The organism is Pacificoceanicola onchidii (assembly GCF_004804335.1).
Classification (GTDB): Bacteria; Pseudomonadota; Alphaproteobacteria; order Rhodobacterales; family Rhodobacteraceae; genus Pacificoceanicola; species Pacificoceanicola onchidii.
In genome coordinates, this window is record NZ_SRXY01000008.1 from 115851 (window position 1) to 132244 (window position 16394).

A 16394-nucleotide genomic window follows, 5' to 3' on the forward strand; every position below is an offset into this window, starting at 1 on the left:
CGTCTTCCTTCGTTATTTGGTCCGGATGTATAGCCTGAAAGCAGGGGATTGTCACGCAACAGACACAATATTTAGTGGGTATTCGTCCCTTGGACGACAAGCGATTCCAGCCCCTCCTCACACACCTCTATGCGCTGCGCACGATCGCCAAGTTCAGCAAAGAGTTCCGGACCGGTTCCGGTCATCCAGGCCTGCGCGCCGAGGGCGCAAATCTCATCGTAGAGCGCGGCGCGCCGCCGCGCATCAAGATGCGCCGCAACCTCGTCCAGCAAGACGATCGGTGGTGCTCCAAGATCTTGCGCCAAAGCCCGCGCATTGGCGAGGATCAGTGAGATCAGCAGGGCCTTCTGCTCTCCTGTTGAACAATCCGACGCAGGCACCCCCTTCGCCGAAAACACCCCGTAAAGGTCTGCCCGATGCGGCCCAACCAACGTCCTTCCAGCCGCGATATCGCGAAACCGGCTCTCTGCGAAAGCCTCGCGTAGGTCTTTTTCGGTTTCGGGTATCGCTCCTTCGGTTTGCGTCAACTCGAGCGACGCCACGGGAAACCGTGTCTCCGTCGCCTTCTGCGCCTCGGAGAGTCGGGCAACCGTGGCCACGCGATTTGCGTGTATCAACGCGCCGGCGCGCGCCATCTGGGTTTCCAGAGCCGTGTACCAATGCGCATCGCGCACCTGCTCCTTGAGCAACCGGTTACGCTCGCGCATGGCCTTCTCATAATCGAGCACCGCCTGTGCGTGATCGGGAAAAAAGGACAAAACCGCCCGATCCAGAAACCGCCGACGCCCCTCGGCCCCTTCGATCCAAAGCCGATCCATTGCCGGAATGAGCCAGACCACACGGCACAGCTTGCCCAAGGCAACCTGAGAGGCGGCTTTGTCGTCAATCTTGACCTGTCGCGCCGCTCCCGCTTCGGACGTGAACGCAATCTCATGGGCCCCATCCGCGCTCTGAACCGACCCGGCGATCTTCCACCCCAAAGCCTCGGGTCGCCGTGCCATGTCCGCCGCCGACGCCCGCCTCAGGCCCCGCCCGGGAGAGAACAGGGACACCGCCTCGATCAAGTTGGTCTTACCGGCTCCGTTTGCCCCAAAAATGGCAACAGGACGCGGATCAACATTCAGCCTGACACGCTTGTGAGACCGAAAATGCGACAAGGAGAGCGACGTCAAATGCATACCGCGCGCCCCTGTTTCTTCTCTGGAAAAGTATCCCCGCCGGAGGCAAAGATTTTTGGTCTAAAAATCTTCTTCGCCTCAGACCCGCATGGGCATGACAACATAGACCGCGCTCGTGTCCGTGCCTTCACGCATCAAGGTCGGATCGCCGGAAGAGTTGAAGAGGAAAACCGCGTTTTCCCGATCCACCTGGCTTGCAATCTCCAGAAGATACTTTGCGTTGAAACCGATCTCGAGCTGCTCATCACCGTAAGCAACGGCCAATTCCTCTTCGGCTGCGCCGCTGTCCGGCGCATTCACCGAAAGCACCAAACGGTCTTCATCGAGCTGAAGCTTCACCGCGCGAGAGCGCTCCGAAGACACTGTCGCCACGCGGTCCACCGCCTTGGCAAACTCCGATGCGTCCACTTCCAGTTTCCGGGTGTTCCCTTGCGGGATGACTCGCGTGTAGTCGGGGAAGGTTCCGTCGATGACCTTGGAGGTCAACGTGATGTCCGGGGTGGCAAAGCGCACCTTGGTCTCGGAAACGGACACCGCGATATCCATATCATCCTCGTCGAGCAGTTTGCGCAACTCACCAACGGTCTTGCGCGGCACAATCACACCCGGCAGATCCTCGGCCCCGGCAGGCAAAGGCGCATCAATTCTGGCCAGGCGGTGTCCATCGGTCGCCACGCAGCGCAGCGAACGGCCATCTTCGCTGTCCGCCACGTGCATGTAGACGCCGTTGAGGTAGTAGCGGGTCTCTTCGGTCGAAATCGCGAACTTGGATTTGTCGAACAGGCGGCGCAGGACAGCCGCCTTTGCGGAAAAGTTCGACTGGTATTCGGACGAGGCCATGACCGGGAAATCGTCTTTCGGCAGAGTGGCCAACGAGAAGTTCGAACGACCCGCCGCAACGGTGAGCCGCCCTGTACCCGCTTCCTCTGTGAGGGACACAAGCGCGCCGTCGGGCAGTTTGCGCACGATCTCATGCAATGTAACCGCTGACACCGTTGTCCCGCCGGCCCGTTCCACCTGCGCCGGAGCCTTGTCCAGCACTTCGATGTCGAGGTCCGTCGCGCGGAAGGTGACCGTATCGCCTTCAGCTTCGATCAGCACATTCGCCAGGATCGGAATCGTGTTCCGCCGCTCCACTACGGATTGCGCTTGCGCCACGGCGCGCAGCAGCGTCGCCCTCTCAATGCTGATCTTCATCGCCCTACCCTCTGCAAAGCCGGACGCTTACCCTAGCGGGCACAATCCCGGCTTCCAAGCCCGTTTTCACGTTTTGTCTCGCGGAATGGGAACCCCGTCAAGGCAAAGGGGCGATCCGGTGACCGCCCCTGCCCAACTTGTTGTTTCTCAGACTCAGAACAGGCGTTCACGCCTCAAGGGCGCGGCGCAGCATTTCGATGTCTTCTTCGATTTGGCCGTCCTGCTGACGCAACTCTTCAATCCGGCGAACACCGTGCATCACAGTGGTGTGGTCACGTCCGCCAAACCGGCGACCGATCTCCGGCAAGGAACGGCTGGTCAACTGCTTGCACAGGTACATCGCCACCTGACGCGGCCGCGCAAACGTGCGCACTCTTTTGGGGCCAACGATATCCGACAGGCGGATGTTGTAATGGTCCGCCACCTTGCGCTGAATTTCGTCGATGGAGATCTTGCGCTCCGACGCCCGCAGCACATCCGCGAGGCTGTCATGGACAAGATCCATGTTGATCGGCTTCCCGACCAGAGAGGCAAAGGCGAACAGACGCGTCAGCGCGCCTTCGAGCACACGCACGTTGGTGCTGATCCGCTGTGCGAGAAACTCCAGAACACCTGGCTCGATCTGAAGGCCAGGATAATGCGCGCGGTACATTTCAGCCTTGGTTTGCAGAATGCCGAGACGCAGTTCGTAATCCGTCGGGTGCAGATCCACCACGAGACCGGACTGCAAACGCGAGCGAATGCGGTTTTCGAGATCCTTGATCTCATCCGGCGCGCGGTCTGCGGAGATGATGATCTGCTTGTTCTGATCCACCAGCGCGTTGAACGTGTGGAAAAACTCTTCCTGCGTGGAATCCTTGCCTGCGATGAACTGCACGTCATCGACCATCAGCACATCCACGCTGCGGAACATTTCCTTGAAGTCCATCATGCGGCGCTCGCGCAGTGCCTGAACAAAGCGATACATGAATTGCTCAGCAGACAGGTAGAGAACCGTCAGATGCGGATTGCGCGCGCGCAACTCATGGGCAATGGCGTGCATGAGGTGCGTCTTACCCAGGCCAACGCCGCCATACAGGAACAGCGGGTTGAACGTGACAGGGCCGCCTTCGGCCACGCGTTTTGCTGCGGCATGAGCCAGTTCGTTGGGTTTTCCGACGACAAAACTGTCAAACGTAAAACGCGCATCAAGCGGAGCGCCGGGCAGGTCTTCCTGGGCGGGCTGAGGCGCCTGAGCCTCCGGCGCGGCTTTTTGAACCTGCGGCGCTTCTACCGTATTGGCAGCCTCGGCCACCGCAAAGGCGAGCCGGCGAATGGACGGATTGAAGGACGATATCTGGGAAATCAACAAATCCCCGAAATTCTGATCGACATAATTCCCGAAGAAATTCGTCGGTGCATAGAAGCGCGCAACGCCATTTTCGAGGCCACAATACTCGAGTGGTTCAATCCACGTCTTATAATTGTTGTCGCCGATTGTTTTGCAAATGTTGCTCCGCAAAACGCCCCATTGTTCGTCCGTCATATGTCCCCGTCCATGTCTTCCACTGCCTTTGCCTGCACCGAATCCCAACTTCGGCGGCGGTCACAGACGCTTGGACAAAACCATCCCCGCCCATGTGAAGATCACATGAGTTCGGCCCATCGGCCGTGGACGTACGATTTGGCAGCCTTGGCGGCAGCTAAAGCTTCAGGTCGATGTGACCCATGTTTTGTCATTGGACATGGCCGGGGTGTTTCCCCGATACTGATACCGCTTGCGCTGCGGCGTGAAGCAGCCAGCGTCAAAGTCGTGAATGTGCCGACTCGATGCTGACAACCTGTCCCCCCCGCGATGTGACTCGCAGGATGAAACTACCAAGTCTGCCATCAATCGGGCAACTGATCTTCGTATCTTGACTCGGCTTTTGGGGAAAAGAATCTCTTGGTGTTCCAATATGTTGCCAAATAGACAAACGGCGCCACATATAGTGACGCCGTCCGAAATTCACACAATATTTTGAATCTGGTTCAGCCCAGAGCCTTCACGCGTGCCGCCAAACGCGACATTTTGCGAGAAGCCGTGTTCTTGTGGAAAACACCCTTGGTCACACCGCGCATCAGCTCGGGCTGGGCGGCGCGCAAAGCTGCCGTAGCGGCATCTTTGTCGCCGGATGCGATGGCTTCTTCAACATTGCGCAGGTAGGTGCGGATGCGGGAACGGCGGGCTTTGTTGACGGCAAAGCGCTTCTCGTTCTGACGGGCGCGCTTCTTAGACTGGGGCGTATTTGCCATGATGATCTGTCCTAGGTTGGTCGTGTCTGTGTATCTGGTTTGCAAGCGCAACGCCGTACTGACCCGAACCTCTCTATCGGACCGATTCTTGCCAAGCGGGCATCACGCGCATGTATGGCGGAGGCGTATAGTCTGTTTGGCCCGGGTTGGAAACCCCAAAGCGATCCTTGCGGCAAACTGGCTTGAACGCCTCCGGGAATGCTTAACGATCGCGGAACTGCGGGGCGCGCTTTTCGGTAAAGGCCCCCATGCCTTCCTTCTGATCCTCGGTCGAGAAGAGCGAGTGAAACAGACGGCGCTCATAAAGCAGACCTTCTGCCAGCGTCGTCTCATAGGACCGATTCACCGCTTCCTTGATCGCGATGGTCGTCAGCATGGACTTCTCCGCGATCTTCTCGGCAGAAGCCTTCGCCTCTTCCATCAGCGTCTTGGCCGGAACAACACGGCTGACCAGCCCGGAGCGCTCTGCTTCGTCGGCGTCCATGAAACGGCCGGTCAGGTTCATCTCCATCGCCTTCGACTTGCCGACAAAACGAGTCAATCGCTGGGTGCCACCCAGGCCCGGGATCACACCAAGGTTGATTTCCGGTTGGCCGAACTTGGCGTTGTCTCCTGCGATAATGAAATCGCACATCATGGCCAGCTCGCATCCGCCGCCCAGCGCGTAACCCGCGACTGCGGCGATGATCGGCTTACGGGTTCGGCAAATGGTCTCGCCTTCCCGGCCAAAGAAGTCGGACATGAACATGTCGACATAGCTCTTTTCGGACATCTCCTTGATGTCCGCACCCGCTGCAAAAGCTTTCTGAGAGCCGGTGATGATGATGCAGCGCACTTTGTCGTTCTTGTCCGCATCCATCAAAGCATCGCCCAACTCACCGAGCAGATGGGAATTCAAAGCGTTCAAAGCGTCAGGGCGATTCAGCTTGATCGTGCAAACGTGATCTTCGATTTCGACGATGATCGTCTCATAGGCCATGTGGCTCGGCTCCGGTCCATTTCCGTCAGGCGCTAACGCTTACCATTCCTCACAAACGGTTCAAGCTATCTTTGGCACAGAGGGCAGTAGAAGGACGACCGCCCGGACTGCACGATTCGGGCGATTTGGCCCCCGCATCCTTCGGTTCGGCATGGCTCGCCTTCGCGCCCGTAAACATCGAATCTATGCTGAAAATATCCAAGTTCTCCATCAGCTTGCCGGAAATCCTTGAGCGACGACCCACCCGCATCAATCGCCTCGTCCAGTACCTCCCGAATGATCGGGACAAGCGCGGCAATACGCCGTTCGGCGATCCGATTGACGCGGCGTCCTGGGTGAATTCCGCCACGGTAAAGCGTTTCGCAAACATAGATGTTGCCAAGACCCGCGACTATTTTTTGGTCAAGCAGGGCCGTTTTGATCGGCATGGACCGCCCCTTCAGCGCCTGATCCAAGTAAGATTCGCTGAACGCATTTCCCAAGGGCTCCGGGCCGATACTGGCAAGCAGGGGATGCGAGTCCTGCGTCTGCGTCGGCAGCAAATCCATCGCTCCGAAGCGCCTTGGATCGTTGAAAGTCACGCGCGCGCCGTTCTCCATATCCAGGACAACATGGTCGTGTTTCTCCGGCGCAGGGTGATCGTGTACGAACTGCCCAAGCGGATCGCCTGACACCAGCATCCGCCCGGACATACCGAGGTGGATCAACAGGGTCTCACCCCGGTCCATATCCGCAAGAATGTACTTCGAGCGCCGCCGAAGCCCCAAAACCCGCGCGCCTTCCAGTCGATCTGCCATCTGATCCGGAAACGGCCAGCGCAAGTCGGGCCTATTGACCTGTGCCCGCACAATCTTTTGCCCCTCCATTGCGGGCGCAAGCCCACGGCGAACCGTTTCGACCTCAGGCAATTCAGGCATATCAGCTTCCGGTGTTTGTGATGGCAGCGTTCACTGCAAACGTAGCGTCACCGTCCATTCACTTCCAGAGCATGCGCAAACAGGTCTTTGAGATGATCGTGGCCGCTGATCCACCGCAAGATAAACGTGGACCGGCCATCTTCGAACTCGAGCCGGTAGGATTCCGACGAATCCTGTTCCGCGCGCTTCAATTCTGCGAGATCGTAGCTCTGGTGCCGAAACAGCCAATCTGTTTTGTGCAGCGTATTACCATCAACCACGATCCGGGTTTTGAAGTTCACAGCGCACAGATAGCCGAAGACCGCGACAAGCAAAAAGAGCGTCAGCCCATCTGCAAAGCTGCGCACCTCTCCCATCTGAAACGCCAGAATAACGATCCACAAGATCAACAGCGGCGGAAGGTATTTTGCGCCGGCGGTGGTCTCGAATAGGGCCATGCCCCCGAAAACCTTGGGTTTTGACTTCGATCCGAAATGATAGATCGTCCGCACATCCGCGGCTTCTTCGACCAGCTTCGGCTTCCACCCGCGCCGGATATCCTTGAATCCCAATAACACCCGAATTGCGCGAAATCGGATAAACGGGATGATCAACAGCAGCGGAACTGCATAGATAAGCAACATGCTCATGGACTCGACACCCTGTACTTTGCGCGGATTTGACCGTTTGTCCTTTGACTTCCGCAAGTTTAAGGACAAATGCGACGCAACGAAGGCCGGATCGGACCCATTGCATGACTGACCACAACGACCAAACCACGCACTTCGGATTTCAGGACGTCCCGGAAGGTGAAAAAGCCGGGCGCGTTCAGGGTGTTTTCCAGTCGGTCGCGACAAAGTACGACGTGATGAATGACGCCATGTCGATGGGCATTCACCGCGTCTGGAAAGACGCGATGATGGATTGGCTGGCGCCGCGCCCCAGACAGCGTTTGCTCGACGTCGCGGGCGGCACCGGCGACATCTCCTTCCGCTTCCTCAAACGCGCCGGTCATGGCCATGCGACGGTGCTCGATCTGACGGAACCCATGTTGGTTGAAGGCCGCAAACGCGCAGAAGCGGCCGCAATGGCAGACCAACTCGATTGGGTGGTCGGCGACGCCATGAAGCTGCCCTTCCCGGACAACACATTCGACACCTACACGATTTCCTTCGGCATCCGGAACGTGACCCGCCCGCAGGAAGCGCTCAACGAAGCTTTCCGCGTGTTGAAGCCGGGCGGGCGGTTGATGGTTCTGGAATTTTCGCAGATTCCCAATGAGTTGATGCAGAAGGTCTATGACCTCTATTCCTTCAACATCATTCCTCGCCTCGGGCAGGCCATTGCCGGAGATCGGGAAAGCTACCAATATCTTGTTGAATCCATTCGAAAGTTTCCGGACCAGGACACTTTCCTCGGAATGGTTCGGGCAGCGGGTTTCGAAAACGCAAAGTACCGCAACCTGACCATGGGCATTGCCTGCCTGCACTCCGGCTGGAAGATCTGAGATGCGCGGCCCTCACAACGTCTGGCGCCTGATCCAAACAGGCGCAACGCTGGAACGAACCGGCGCGATGAAAGCGGTCCTCGATGCCATGGACGCGCCGCCTGCCCTGCGCCTTGCTGCAAAAGTGGTCTGGCCGTTCCGTTGGCTGGGGGAAAAGGGCGATCCGTCGATGCCCGCGCCGTCTCGCGCGCTCTCCGCGCTTGGGCCTGCTTACATCAAGTTCGGGCAAATCCTGTCGACCCGCCCGGACGTGGTTGGCGATGAGATGGCGCAGGAGTTGCGCATCCTGCAGGACAAACTTCCGCCGTTCTCGATCGAACAGGCCAAAGAAGCGGTCGAAGCCGAGTTGGACCGCCCGGTGAGTGAGGTGTTTTCGGAGTTTTCCGAACCGGTTGCCGCAGCATCCATTGCGCAAGTGCACAAGGCTCGTCTGGCCGAAACCGATGAAATTGTTGCAGTCAAAGTGCTGCGGCCGGGGATCGAACGCCGTTTTCGCAGGGACATCGACGCCTTCTACTTTTCCGCGTCGGTTATTGAATTCCTGTCTCCGGCCTCCCGGAGACTGCGTCCTACGGACGTGATCGAACACTTCGAAGGCGTGGTCATGGGGGAGTTGGACCTCCGCCTTGAAAGCGCCGCAGCCAGCGAGTTCGCGGCTAACACCGTCGGCGATGATGGCTTTCAACTGCCTGAAATCAAATGGAACCATTCCGGCCGCCGCGTCATGACGCTTGGTTGGGCAGACGGGGTGCCGCTTGGCGACAACGATGCCCTCGATGCCATGGGTCACGACCGAGTCGCGCTCTCCGAACGGGTTCTCCAGCTTTTCCTGAGCCATGCGCTGCGTGACGGTTTTTTCCACGCCGACATGCACCAGGGCAACCTCAAGGTTGCCGCCAATGGCGATATCATCGCGTATGATTTCGGAATCATGGGGCATATCGACGAGTACACACGTCGAGTCTACGCCGAGATTCTCTACGGGTTCATTCGCCGGGACTACCGCCGCGTCGCCGAAGTTCACTTCGAAGCTGGCTATGTTCCCGCAGACCAGGACGTTGACGAGTTCGCGCGCGCGCTGCGCGCTGTTGGCGAACCCATCTTCGGAATGGACGCAAGCGGCATTTCCATGGGCAAACTGCTGGCGTACCTGTTCGAAGTGACTGAGCGTTTTGGCATGGAAACCCGAACCGAACTCATCCTTCTGCAACGCACGATGGTGGTGGTTGAAGGGGTGGCCCGCTCGCTGAACCCACACATGAACATCTGGACTGTCGCAAAGCCCGTCGTTGAAGACTACATCAAGCAGAGCATCGGGCCGAGGGCTGTTGCCAACGACCTGGGGAAAACTCTGCGTGTCCTTGCCCGATTTGGCCCTCGACTGCCCGACCTTGTTGAATCGGCTCTGATCAACCAGTCGCACCCGCCGGTTGACCGACCAAAATCGCAATGGCGCGGTCAGGCACTGTTCCTGATGGCCGGTCTCGCGCTTGGCGTAGCGTGCGCATTAACAATAAGCGCGATTCTCTGACCAGCCTCGCACTCACCGCGAGTTGTTACCTAGGATCTGCCGTCAAGTCGTTGGTGACCTCAGTCCAGTAATCATGGATGGCGGCACCTCGCTGCCGTCCGACAAACGAACCATCACATCATCACCGTTTGCCCTGACCTCGATGATCCGACTGTAGGCTTGAGGTGTCGAAATTTCGATCACCTCTTCTCCTTTATATTGCTCGATCTGAAAACTGTACGTCCCCACCGGCAGGAGATTGCCGTCTGCGTCGGCGCCTGTCCACATGATGTCTTCTGGCAAATCGTCCAATTCGAACGTCTGAATGGTCTCTCCTGCAGAGTTCTTGACCATAAGCTTCGCGTGAGTCGCGTTCTCCGCATATTCGGCCCGGATTGCGATTGGCGAGTCAGAGAAGAATACCGGCGAGCGCGTCAGCGCTTCCTGACCAATCCAATCCGCGGCCTGTTGCAATGCATTGCCCGCCAGCTTGGCGCCCATCTCTTTCAAAAGATCGTTAGTCAGGATTTGCTGCTCAACCGATGAGAACGTTGCAAGTTGAGAGGCGTAATCGCTTGAATCAATGGGATTAAGCGGGTCCTGATTCTGGACTTGTACCGTCAACATCTGCACAAACGTGTCAAAATCCGAACTCAATGCGGACCGGCTGTTGCTTGTCTGAGATGTCGGCGAACCTGCTGTTGTCGCAGTTGTGGGCGCAATAGCATCTACCATGGTGTTTCCTTATAATCTAATATCCAAACCGTCTGTCGCGGCGCTCTGCCTTTGGACGGGTCCGTTTTCCGAAAGCTCGGGGTCGACGTGAGAACTGGCCGCAGTACCGTTCGGTCGCGCATGGGCGTTTCGATCATCCTGTTCGTTTTGCGGACTGCTGTCCCCAAAGGAAAATCCGGCCGTCTCATAACCCACATCCGCCAACTCCCGGGCGAGTTGGTCAACGTTACGCCTCAGCAGGTCCAGTGTTTCGGGGCGATCGGCCTGAACCTGAACAGACAATCCGAGATCAGTGGAAATCATTTGCATCCGAACGCGGCCCAACTCTTCGGGGTTCAGCCGTATTTCGATCTTGCCTTCGGATAGCTTCGGCATCTTGTCCAGGATCTGGCGCATGATCACAGCATTTTGCGGACGAACGTTTTGAGATGAGACCAACGGTTGAGACCCCTGTGCAGACATCACGCGACCGTCGTCAACGCGCGCAGGCGCGAAGCCTTCTTCTGTTTCGAAAGTCTGCCTCGCCAGATCCGCTGATCGGTCGACGGGTTGCCGCACCTGACCAGGTGCGGCAGCGCCTATTGCCTGCCCCGCGCGAACCGAATGCACTTTGCCAGGAATCGCGGCCTTCACTTGCGTTTCTGACGCGTTAATCCGTGTATCGCTTTTGTCCAATCGAGCGTGGCGCAACTCTGTTCCAAGTTGCGCTGATTGGGCCTGCATTTCGGTGAAAGAAGGTGCTAGCAAAGTCCGTCGACCGGGCTTGCCGGATTCGACAGCACGCGTGATGCTTTCGATTCGCTCCTGAGACAGCAACTCGAGGCTTGTACCAAGCACTGCGGGTTTCATGGACGCAGGGTCAGACCGAACAGTGTCTGTTTTTCCGACGGCTTCGCCGGGCTTCACTGGCACGTCAGATGTGCTGCCCCCGATAAGCACTTTGGTATCCAATTCGCGCCCTTTAGCACCCCTTTCATCGAGCGAAACTTTCAGGTTTGAAGTCAACGCCGATGGTTGCCCAGCCTTCGCATTGGCTTCGATCTCAGAGCGTTCAGGCCGCTGGGAGGTCAAAACGGTTGCGTGACCGGGTTTGACGGGCTCCGAAACATTCAAGCGCGACGCCTCTGGAAACGTCGGACCGGCTGTCACCAGAGTTTGCTCAGGGTTTTGCGCTTGGTAAGCTCCGCCAGGTGTTTCCCAAACGGCTCCGCGTTGCCCATTAAACGGCCGCATTTCATCACTGACAACCGCAGATCGGATCGCTTGCGGTAGCGACCTTGCCCGGTGCTGTTGCGCTTGTGGGCTTTCGCCGCCGTACGAAGATGAAACACTTGATTTTTTGACACGTTCACTTGACGGAAAAGCAAACGTCCGGTCGGCAGAACGGGCGTCTTCTGCCGGCAAGGAAAGCTTGTCTTGGCCGCGTGTTTCCGAAACCATTGGAGCGATGCTCACCTTCGCAGAAACACTCGTGCCCATTTGGTCAACAATGCGCGCCGATTCACTTCTGATGAGTGCAGCATCTGCATTCAAAGTAGCTTGAGTAGCTGCCCCAGATTGCCCGGCAAGCCTATGTGTCTCCGAGTTAATTGAGCCAGTTTCGGATCCGGTTTTGTAAGCTCTCTCCCCCGCGAATTCGCCGATTCCCGCTTCGCGCCCGTCATCCACAGCAGATCTCATTGAACGTAAGTGGTCTTCCTCGAGTTCATGGGAAACTCCCAGGCGATCTGAGCCATTCGTACCCGTGGCGTAACGGATTGCCACAGGCTCTTCCAAAATACCTGTGTCCGTCTCAAAGTTCCGATGAGTCCGCTGTTCTCTGTCATGGTCCGCACTTGGCATTCTTGCACGCGATTCATCGTCGACCGGAACATCCTCAATCGACGCTGACGCAGTGGCACGGATCTCTACATCAAGCTCGGCGGAGTTATTTGCGACCTCATGTCCGCGGTCTCCTTCGACCGAATGCAGAACCTCGTTTCGGCGACGTCCCTGCTCCGTCTTTTTGTCAGTATCCGAAGAAGCTTCTTCATCACCGGACAGTTGAGCGGCTTCAGCTTTCCTGGGTTCCGTCTCGGACCCATGCTGATCTTGTCTTGAGCGCTCCGCTGCGTCCTCAAAAACAGACGCGAAGTCCGCCGAATCGGTTTTGGCTTGCCCCGCGATTGGAGGATCTGACCTTGTGTTCTGAGTGAGAAAAGCTGTGAGTTGATTCAGCATTATCGGGTCTCCGGATTTCTTCCGTTCTCATCACTTAACCGGATCATCCTTACCGGTTCTTTACCGCAATCGCAGAAAACAGATTCATGTGAGTCGAATTGGAGGCAAATCATGGAAGTTAATTTTTTGTTGCCTGGAGGAATGCAGACTAAACACGAATCCCTACGGGACGCCGCACAAGCGCTTGAGGCAAATTTCCTTGCTGAAATGCTAAAGGCAGCAGGCGCGGGAAAAACCCCTGAAGCGTTCGGTGGAGGCGCAGGCGAGGATCAATTCTCGTCTTTCCTAATCCAGGAGCAAGCTCGCGCTATGGCGGCGAAAGGCGGCATAGGCCTTGCAGAACAGCTTTTTCAATCAATGAAGGAACAACTCAATGAGTGACAATGTAAAGCTCGATCAGCTCAAAACGCTTATTTCAGAGGAGCGAAACGCTCTGATGAATGGGGATTTCGACCGCATCGCGGAACTCATGGAAGAAAAGGAGCGGCTGGCCGCCGATCTGGGAGGGCTTGACGAGGATGATGCAGACGTGGCCCCGATCCGCGATGGTCTGCGCCGAAATCAAGAACTGTTCGATCATACATTGGCAGGGATTCGAAACGTCGCAAATCGGTTGGGTGAAGTGAATAGAGTGCGCCGAAACCTCGAAACCTACGACGAAAATGGTCGAAAGAAGAACCTTGGAAGTCCTGAAATCAAGAAGCTCGAGCGAAGAGCATGATCAATTCAATCAAATTGGCTGGAATCCGGACATGTGCATTAGCCCTACGTTAGGATTCGAGCCCCATGTTGGCGCTGCACTCGAAAGGGTGGCGCAAATCAGGAAACTGCTGGTTTGCACGCGTCAGAAAGACGTCAGAGATGCCTCTTTTGGCAAATGAAACCGGCGCAAAAGCGCCACTACAAAGCAAGGACAAAACATGTCTAGCATCCTGACGAACAACGGCGCCATGGTGGCGCTGCAGACCCTGAAGTCGATCAACTCCAACCTGAGCACCACACAGTCGGAAATCTCCACAGGCAAACGCGTCGCGAGTGCCAAGGACAACTCCGCTGTTTGGGCCATTTCCAAAGTTATGGAAGCGGACGTGAAGGGCTTCAAAGGCATTTCGGACAGTCTAAACCTCGGTCAATCCACTGTTGCGGTCGCGCGTCAAGCCGCTGAAACCACCACCGAGCTGCTGACCGACATCAAAGGCAAGATCGTTGCAGCGCAAGAAGAAAACGTTGACCGCGACAAGATCCAGGCCGACATCAACGCCCTTCGCGACCAGATCAACGCAGTGACGGGCGCCGCCCAATTCAACGGATTGAATCTTCTGTCGAACACTGACTCGACCGAAGGAACGGGAAGCATCAACGTACTTGCCTCCCTCGACCGTTCCTCGACCGGTGTTGCCGCAAGCGACATCAACGTGGGTAAGCAGGACCTCGGAACTAGCGCGGCGGCGGCTGGTACGATGGGCAGTGACGTCTCTGCAGGTAACGGTGCAGCCGTCGGAGCCACTGCTGTCTTCACGACTTTTGACGGCATCGGAGCAAGCGACGACATTGTTGCAGGCGCATCGTTCAGTGTTTCGGCAACCGCGTTTTCTGGCGACGATAGCGGCGATGCATATGACTTCAATGCAGCTGTTGTCTACGTTGCGCGAGAAGGCGACACGTTCTCCGACGTTATGGACCAGATGGTTACCCGCCTGAATGTTGCAGCGGCTGAGGCTGGCTTGGAAGTCACCTTCGCGGAAAACGCGACGACGGCTGGTCAGATTGACTTCACTAACAACTATGATGAAGCCATCACAGACGGCAGTACCGTCGAACAGTCTGATAATGCCGACCTTGCTACTATGCAAAGCGAAGCGGATGGCACAATCGGTGGCGGTCTGGAGATTCTGGCAGGTTTTGATGTTTCGACTGACGACGGCGCAGAAGCCGCACTGGTTGGCATCGAAAGTCTGATCCAGACGTCGATCGACGCAGCTGCAGCCTTCGGTTCAGCTCAGGGGCGCATTGAGACGCAGACCAACTTTGTCCAAGGCCTGACTGATGCTCTGAAGTCCGGCATTGGCACCATGGTCGACGCGGACATGGAAGAGGCCTCTGCGCGTCTTCAAGCACTGCAGGTTCAACAGCAGCTTGGCGTTCAAGCACTGTCCATCGCAAATCAGGCGCCGCAACAGCTTCTCTCGCTGTTCCGCTAATACAAAGCTGGAGGCCGGCTTCCCGGCCTCCAGTTTCCGAAAAATCAGACAATCATGACCAGAAGGTTCTGAAGTGAACGCACATTCTCTTGCCCAACGTGCTTATTCTCAAACCGGTCGCACCACCAAAACTGCGCGCAGTACAGAATATGAACTGATTGCTCACGTTACGCACCGTATCAAAGCAGCCGCAGAAGCTGGTCCGTTGGCCTACCCCAAACTTGTAGAAGCGCTGTCAGACAATCAGCGTATTTGGACTTTCCTAGCAGCCGACGTTTCGGACAAGGAAAACGCGCTGCCTCAAGATCTTCGCGCACGAATATTTTACCTCGCCGAGTTTGTTCAACAACATACGGGGAAAGTCCTAATGAAAAAGGCACGTATCACGCCTTTACTGGAAATCAACGCCGCAGTCCTGCGTGGCCTGGGTGCGAGAAGGAGCCGAAAATGAGTGGGCTTGTACTTAAACTCGGACCAAGAGAGCGCGTCTTAATAAATGGCGCTGTCATCGAAAACGGAGATCGTCGTAGTCGTCTTTCAATTGTCACACCAAACGCAAACGTCCTTCGGCTTCGAGATGCCATTCACCCGGATGAAGCGAAAACCCCGGTGAGGCGGATTTGCTATGCAGCTCAACTTGTTTTAACCGGTGACGCAGACCCTCGCGAAGCGAAAAACCAAATTCTCCTAAGGATCGAGGAGTTGAGTCAAATTCTGGTGGATCCTGATAGTCGAAGACTACTGACACAGGCAAGTAGCGCGCTCCTCGGAGAACAGTACTATCAATGCCTTAAGGCCCTTCGCGCGTTGATTCCACGAGAGGACCGGCTTTTGTCCGCGCCAGAGCAATGACGTTCCAACCGGTACTCGTAGGATCTGGTCTGGTCGCCTGGCAATTTCTCAAATCAACTGGGGAAGCGCAAAGAACAACTTTCAACTCTTCAAGCGAAATCACGCGTGATACTGACTATTTTGAAGAAAAAATTGGCTCGATACGAACTACCGATGAACTGGTTGCAGACCGCAGGCTGCTCAGAGTCGCTCTCGGCGCTTTCGGGCTTCAGGATGACATTGACAACAAGTTCTTTATTAAAAAGATCCTTGACGAAGGAGGTGTCGACAACGATGCCTTGGCGGTAAAACTCGCGGACGAACGCTATAAGAGCTTTGCTTCAGCATTTGCTTTCGATTCTCCCGTAGGACCGCGCACGCAGTTAAGCTTTTTCGGGAACGAAATCGTGACGCGATTTAGGGACCAGTCATTCGAAGTCGCCGTCGGCAATCAGGACAATGATCTAAGACTGGCACTCAACCTAAGTCGAGCTCTTCCCGAAATCGCAGAAGGGGAGTCGTCGGATTCGACCAAATGGTTCAAAGTTATGGGAACAACAGCTCTACGGAAGGTATTTGAAACTGCGCTTGGTCTGCCCAGCAGTTTCGCCCAGATCGATCTGGACAAACAGCTTGAGGTCTTCAAGGAAAAGTCCGCCAGTCGATTTGGTGTTTCCACAATTGATGAATTGGCACAGCCTGAGAACTTAGAGAAGGTTGTACAATCTTTCTTACTGCAGTCACAAATCAGTCAATCGGCTTCTATTGGATCAGGTACAATTGCCTTGTCACTGCTCCAGTCCATCCCCCGGACATCAATTTCGCAGCAATACTGACGATACTACCATCGTCACATCGGTAATTGG

17 protein-coding genes are annotated in these 16394 nt (G+C 56.3%); 8 read left to right on the plus strand and 9 right to left on the minus strand.

What is annotated here, in order from left to right; all coding sequences use genetic code 11:
* Positions 1–71: 71 nt before the first annotated feature.
* From recF to E4662_RS19400, 7 genes are all read right to left on the minus strand, one after another.
* Positions 72–1178 carry a DNA replication/repair protein RecF gene (gene recF / locus E4662_RS19370; protein ID WP_136443277.1) on the minus strand — a complete coding sequence of 369 codons (1107 nt, stop codon included), beginning with the start codon at positions 1176–1178 and terminating at the stop codon, positions 72–74.
* 78 nt (positions 1179–1256) lie between these two features.
* Entirely contained in the window at positions 1257–2375 is a 1119-nt protein-coding gene (gene dnaN / locus E4662_RS19375) for a DNA polymerase III subunit beta (RefSeq protein WP_136443278.1), read from the minus strand.
* Between the two features lie 166 nt (positions 2376–2541).
* Positions 2542–3900, minus strand: a complete 1359-nt coding sequence (gene dnaA / locus E4662_RS19380; RefSeq protein ID WP_136443279.1) for a chromosomal replication initiator protein DnaA — start codon at positions 3898–3900, stop codon at positions 2542–2544.
* Positions 3901–4385: 485 nt separating this feature from the next.
* The gene (gene rpsT / locus E4662_RS19385; RefSeq protein WP_136443280.1) at positions 4386–4649 is read right to left on the minus strand and encodes a 30S ribosomal protein S20; all 264 of its coding nucleotides are present in this window, start codon (positions 4647–4649) and stop codon (positions 4386–4388) included.
* Between the two features lie 202 nt (positions 4650–4851).
* Positions 4852–5628 carry an enoyl-CoA hydratase gene (locus tag E4662_RS19390; RefSeq protein ID WP_136443281.1) on the minus strand — a complete coding sequence of 259 codons (777 nt, stop codon included), beginning with the start codon at positions 5626–5628 and terminating at the stop codon, positions 4852–4854.
* Between the two features lie 65 nt (positions 5629–5693).
* Entirely contained in the window at positions 5694–6545 is an 852-nt protein-coding gene (gene mutM / locus E4662_RS19395; protein ID WP_136443282.1) for a bifunctional DNA-formamidopyrimidine glycosylase/DNA-(apurinic or apyrimidinic site) lyase, read from the minus strand.
* Positions 6546–6592: 47 nt separating this feature from the next.
* The gene (locus tag E4662_RS19400; protein ID WP_136443283.1) at positions 6593–7174 is read right to left on the minus strand and encodes a hypothetical protein; all 582 of its coding nucleotides are present in this window, start codon (positions 7172–7174) and stop codon (positions 6593–6595) included.
* 104 nt (positions 7175–7278) lie between these two features.
* On the opposite strand from E4662_RS19400, the gene ubiE reads away from it, so the two are divergent.
* A complete protein-coding gene (gene ubiE, locus E4662_RS19405) occupies positions 7279–8031 on the plus strand; it encodes a bifunctional demethylmenaquinone methyltransferase/2-methoxy-6-polyprenyl-1,4-benzoquinol methylase UbiE (protein ID WP_136443284.1) in 753 nt (250 codons plus the stop codon).
* A 1-nt stretch (position 8032) separates the two neighbouring features.
* Positions 8033–9562, plus strand: coding sequence for a 2-polyprenylphenol 6-hydroxylase (gene ubiB / locus E4662_RS19410; protein ID WP_136443285.1), 1530 nt, complete (start codon positions 8033–8035; stop codon positions 9560–9562).
* Between the two features lie 42 nt (positions 9563–9604).
* Here ubiB and E4662_RS19415 read toward each other — a convergent pair whose 3' ends face one another.
* Together E4662_RS19415 and E4662_RS19420 are read right to left on the minus strand one after the other, a co-directional pair.
* Positions 9605–10276, minus strand: a complete 672-nt coding sequence (locus tag E4662_RS19415) for a flagellar hook capping FlgD N-terminal domain-containing protein (RefSeq protein ID WP_136443286.1) — start codon at positions 10274–10276, stop codon at positions 9605–9607.
* Between the two features lie 9 nt (positions 10277–10285).
* Positions 10286–12496, minus strand: a complete 2211-nt coding sequence (locus tag E4662_RS19420) for a flagellar hook-length control protein FliK (protein WP_136443287.1) — start codon at positions 12494–12496, stop codon at positions 10286–10288.
* 111 nt (positions 12497–12607) lie between these two features.
* Here E4662_RS19420 and E4662_RS19425 point away from each other — a divergent pair, with 111 nt between their 5' ends.
* From E4662_RS19425 to E4662_RS19450, 6 genes are all read left to right on the plus strand, one after another.
* Positions 12608–12877: a rod-binding protein gene (locus E4662_RS19425; RefSeq protein WP_136443288.1), complete on the plus strand. Its 270-nt coding sequence runs from the start codon at positions 12608–12610 to the stop codon at positions 12875–12877.
* Positions 12870–13217: a flagellar protein FlgN gene (locus E4662_RS19430; protein ID WP_136443289.1), complete on the plus strand. Its 348-nt coding sequence runs from the start codon at positions 12870–12872 to the stop codon at positions 13215–13217. Before E4662_RS19425 ends, E4662_RS19430 begins: the two co-directional genes overlap by 8 nt.
* Positions 13218–13416: 199 nt before the next feature.
* Complete coding sequence (locus E4662_RS19435; protein ID WP_136443290.1) at positions 13417–14697, plus strand: flagellin; 1281 nt, start codon at positions 13417–13419, stop codon at positions 14695–14697.
* 73 nt (positions 14698–14770) lie between these two features.
* On the plus strand, positions 14771–15148 hold the full coding sequence (gene flaF, locus E4662_RS19440; protein WP_136443291.1) for a flagellar biosynthesis regulator FlaF: 378 nt from the start codon (positions 14771–14773) through the stop codon (positions 15146–15148).
* A complete protein-coding gene (gene flbT / locus E4662_RS19445) occupies positions 15145–15549 on the plus strand; it encodes a flagellar biosynthesis repressor FlbT (protein WP_136443292.1) in 405 nt (134 codons plus the stop codon). The genes flaF and flbT overlap by 4 nt, the downstream gene beginning before the upstream one ends.
* A complete protein-coding gene (locus E4662_RS19450) occupies positions 15546–16364 on the plus strand; it encodes a DUF1217 domain-containing protein (RefSeq protein WP_136443293.1) in 819 nt (272 codons plus the stop codon). Before flbT ends, E4662_RS19450 begins: the two co-directional genes overlap by 4 nt.
* The last annotated feature ends 30 nt before the right edge of the window (positions 16365–16394 follow it).

Coding starts and splice junctions, on each gene's coding strand:
- dnaN (WP_136443278.1), bottom strand. CDS start 2,375: ATGAAGATCAGCATTGAGAGGGCGACGCTGCTGCGCGCCGTGGCGCAA.
- flbT (WP_136443292.1), top strand. CDS start 15,145: ATGAGTGGGCTTGTACTTAAACTCGGACCAAGAGAGCGCGTCTTAATA.
- E4662_RS19420 (WP_136443287.1), bottom strand. CDS start 12,496: ATGCTGAATCAACTCACAGCTTTTCTCACTCAGAACACAAGGTCAGAT.
- E4662_RS19415 (WP_136443286.1), bottom strand. CDS start 10,276: ATGGTAGATGCTATTGCGCCCACAACTGCGACAACAGCAGGTTCGCCG.
- mutM (WP_136443282.1), bottom strand. CDS start 6,545: ATGCCTGAATTGCCTGAGGTCGAAACGGTTCGCCGTGGGCTTGCGCCC.
- E4662_RS19450 (WP_136443293.1), top strand. CDS start 15,546: ATGACGTTCCAACCGGTACTCGTAGGATCTGGTCTGGTCGCCTGGCAA.
- E4662_RS19400 (WP_136443283.1), bottom strand. CDS start 7,174: ATGAGCATGTTGCTTATCTATGCAGTTCCGCTGCTGTTGATCATCCCG.
- ubiB (WP_136443285.1), top strand. CDS start 8,033: ATGCGCGGCCCTCACAACGTCTGGCGCCTGATCCAAACAGGCGCAACG.
- E4662_RS19390 (WP_136443281.1), bottom strand. CDS start 5,628: ATGGCCTATGAGACGATCATCGTCGAAATCGAAGATCACGTTTGCACG.
- dnaA (WP_136443279.1), bottom strand. CDS start 3,900: ATGACGGACGAACAATGGGGCGTTTTGCGGAGCAACATTTGCAAAACA.
- ubiE (WP_136443284.1), top strand. CDS start 7,279: ATGACTGACCACAACGACCAAACCACGCACTTCGGATTTCAGGACGTC.
- E4662_RS19430 (WP_136443289.1), top strand. CDS start 12,870: ATGAGTGACAATGTAAAGCTCGATCAGCTCAAAACGCTTATTTCAGAG.
- E4662_RS19425 (WP_136443288.1), top strand. CDS start 12,608: ATGGAAGTTAATTTTTTGTTGCCTGGAGGAATGCAGACTAAACACGAA.
- E4662_RS19435 (WP_136443290.1), top strand. CDS start 13,417: ATGTCTAGCATCCTGACGAACAACGGCGCCATGGTGGCGCTGCAGACC.
- rpsT (WP_136443280.1), bottom strand. CDS start 4,649: ATGGCAAATACGCCCCAGTCTAAGAAGCGCGCCCGTCAGAACGAGAAG.
- recF (WP_136443277.1), bottom strand. CDS start 1,178: ATGCATTTGACGTCGCTCTCCTTGTCGCATTTTCGGTCTCACAAGCGT.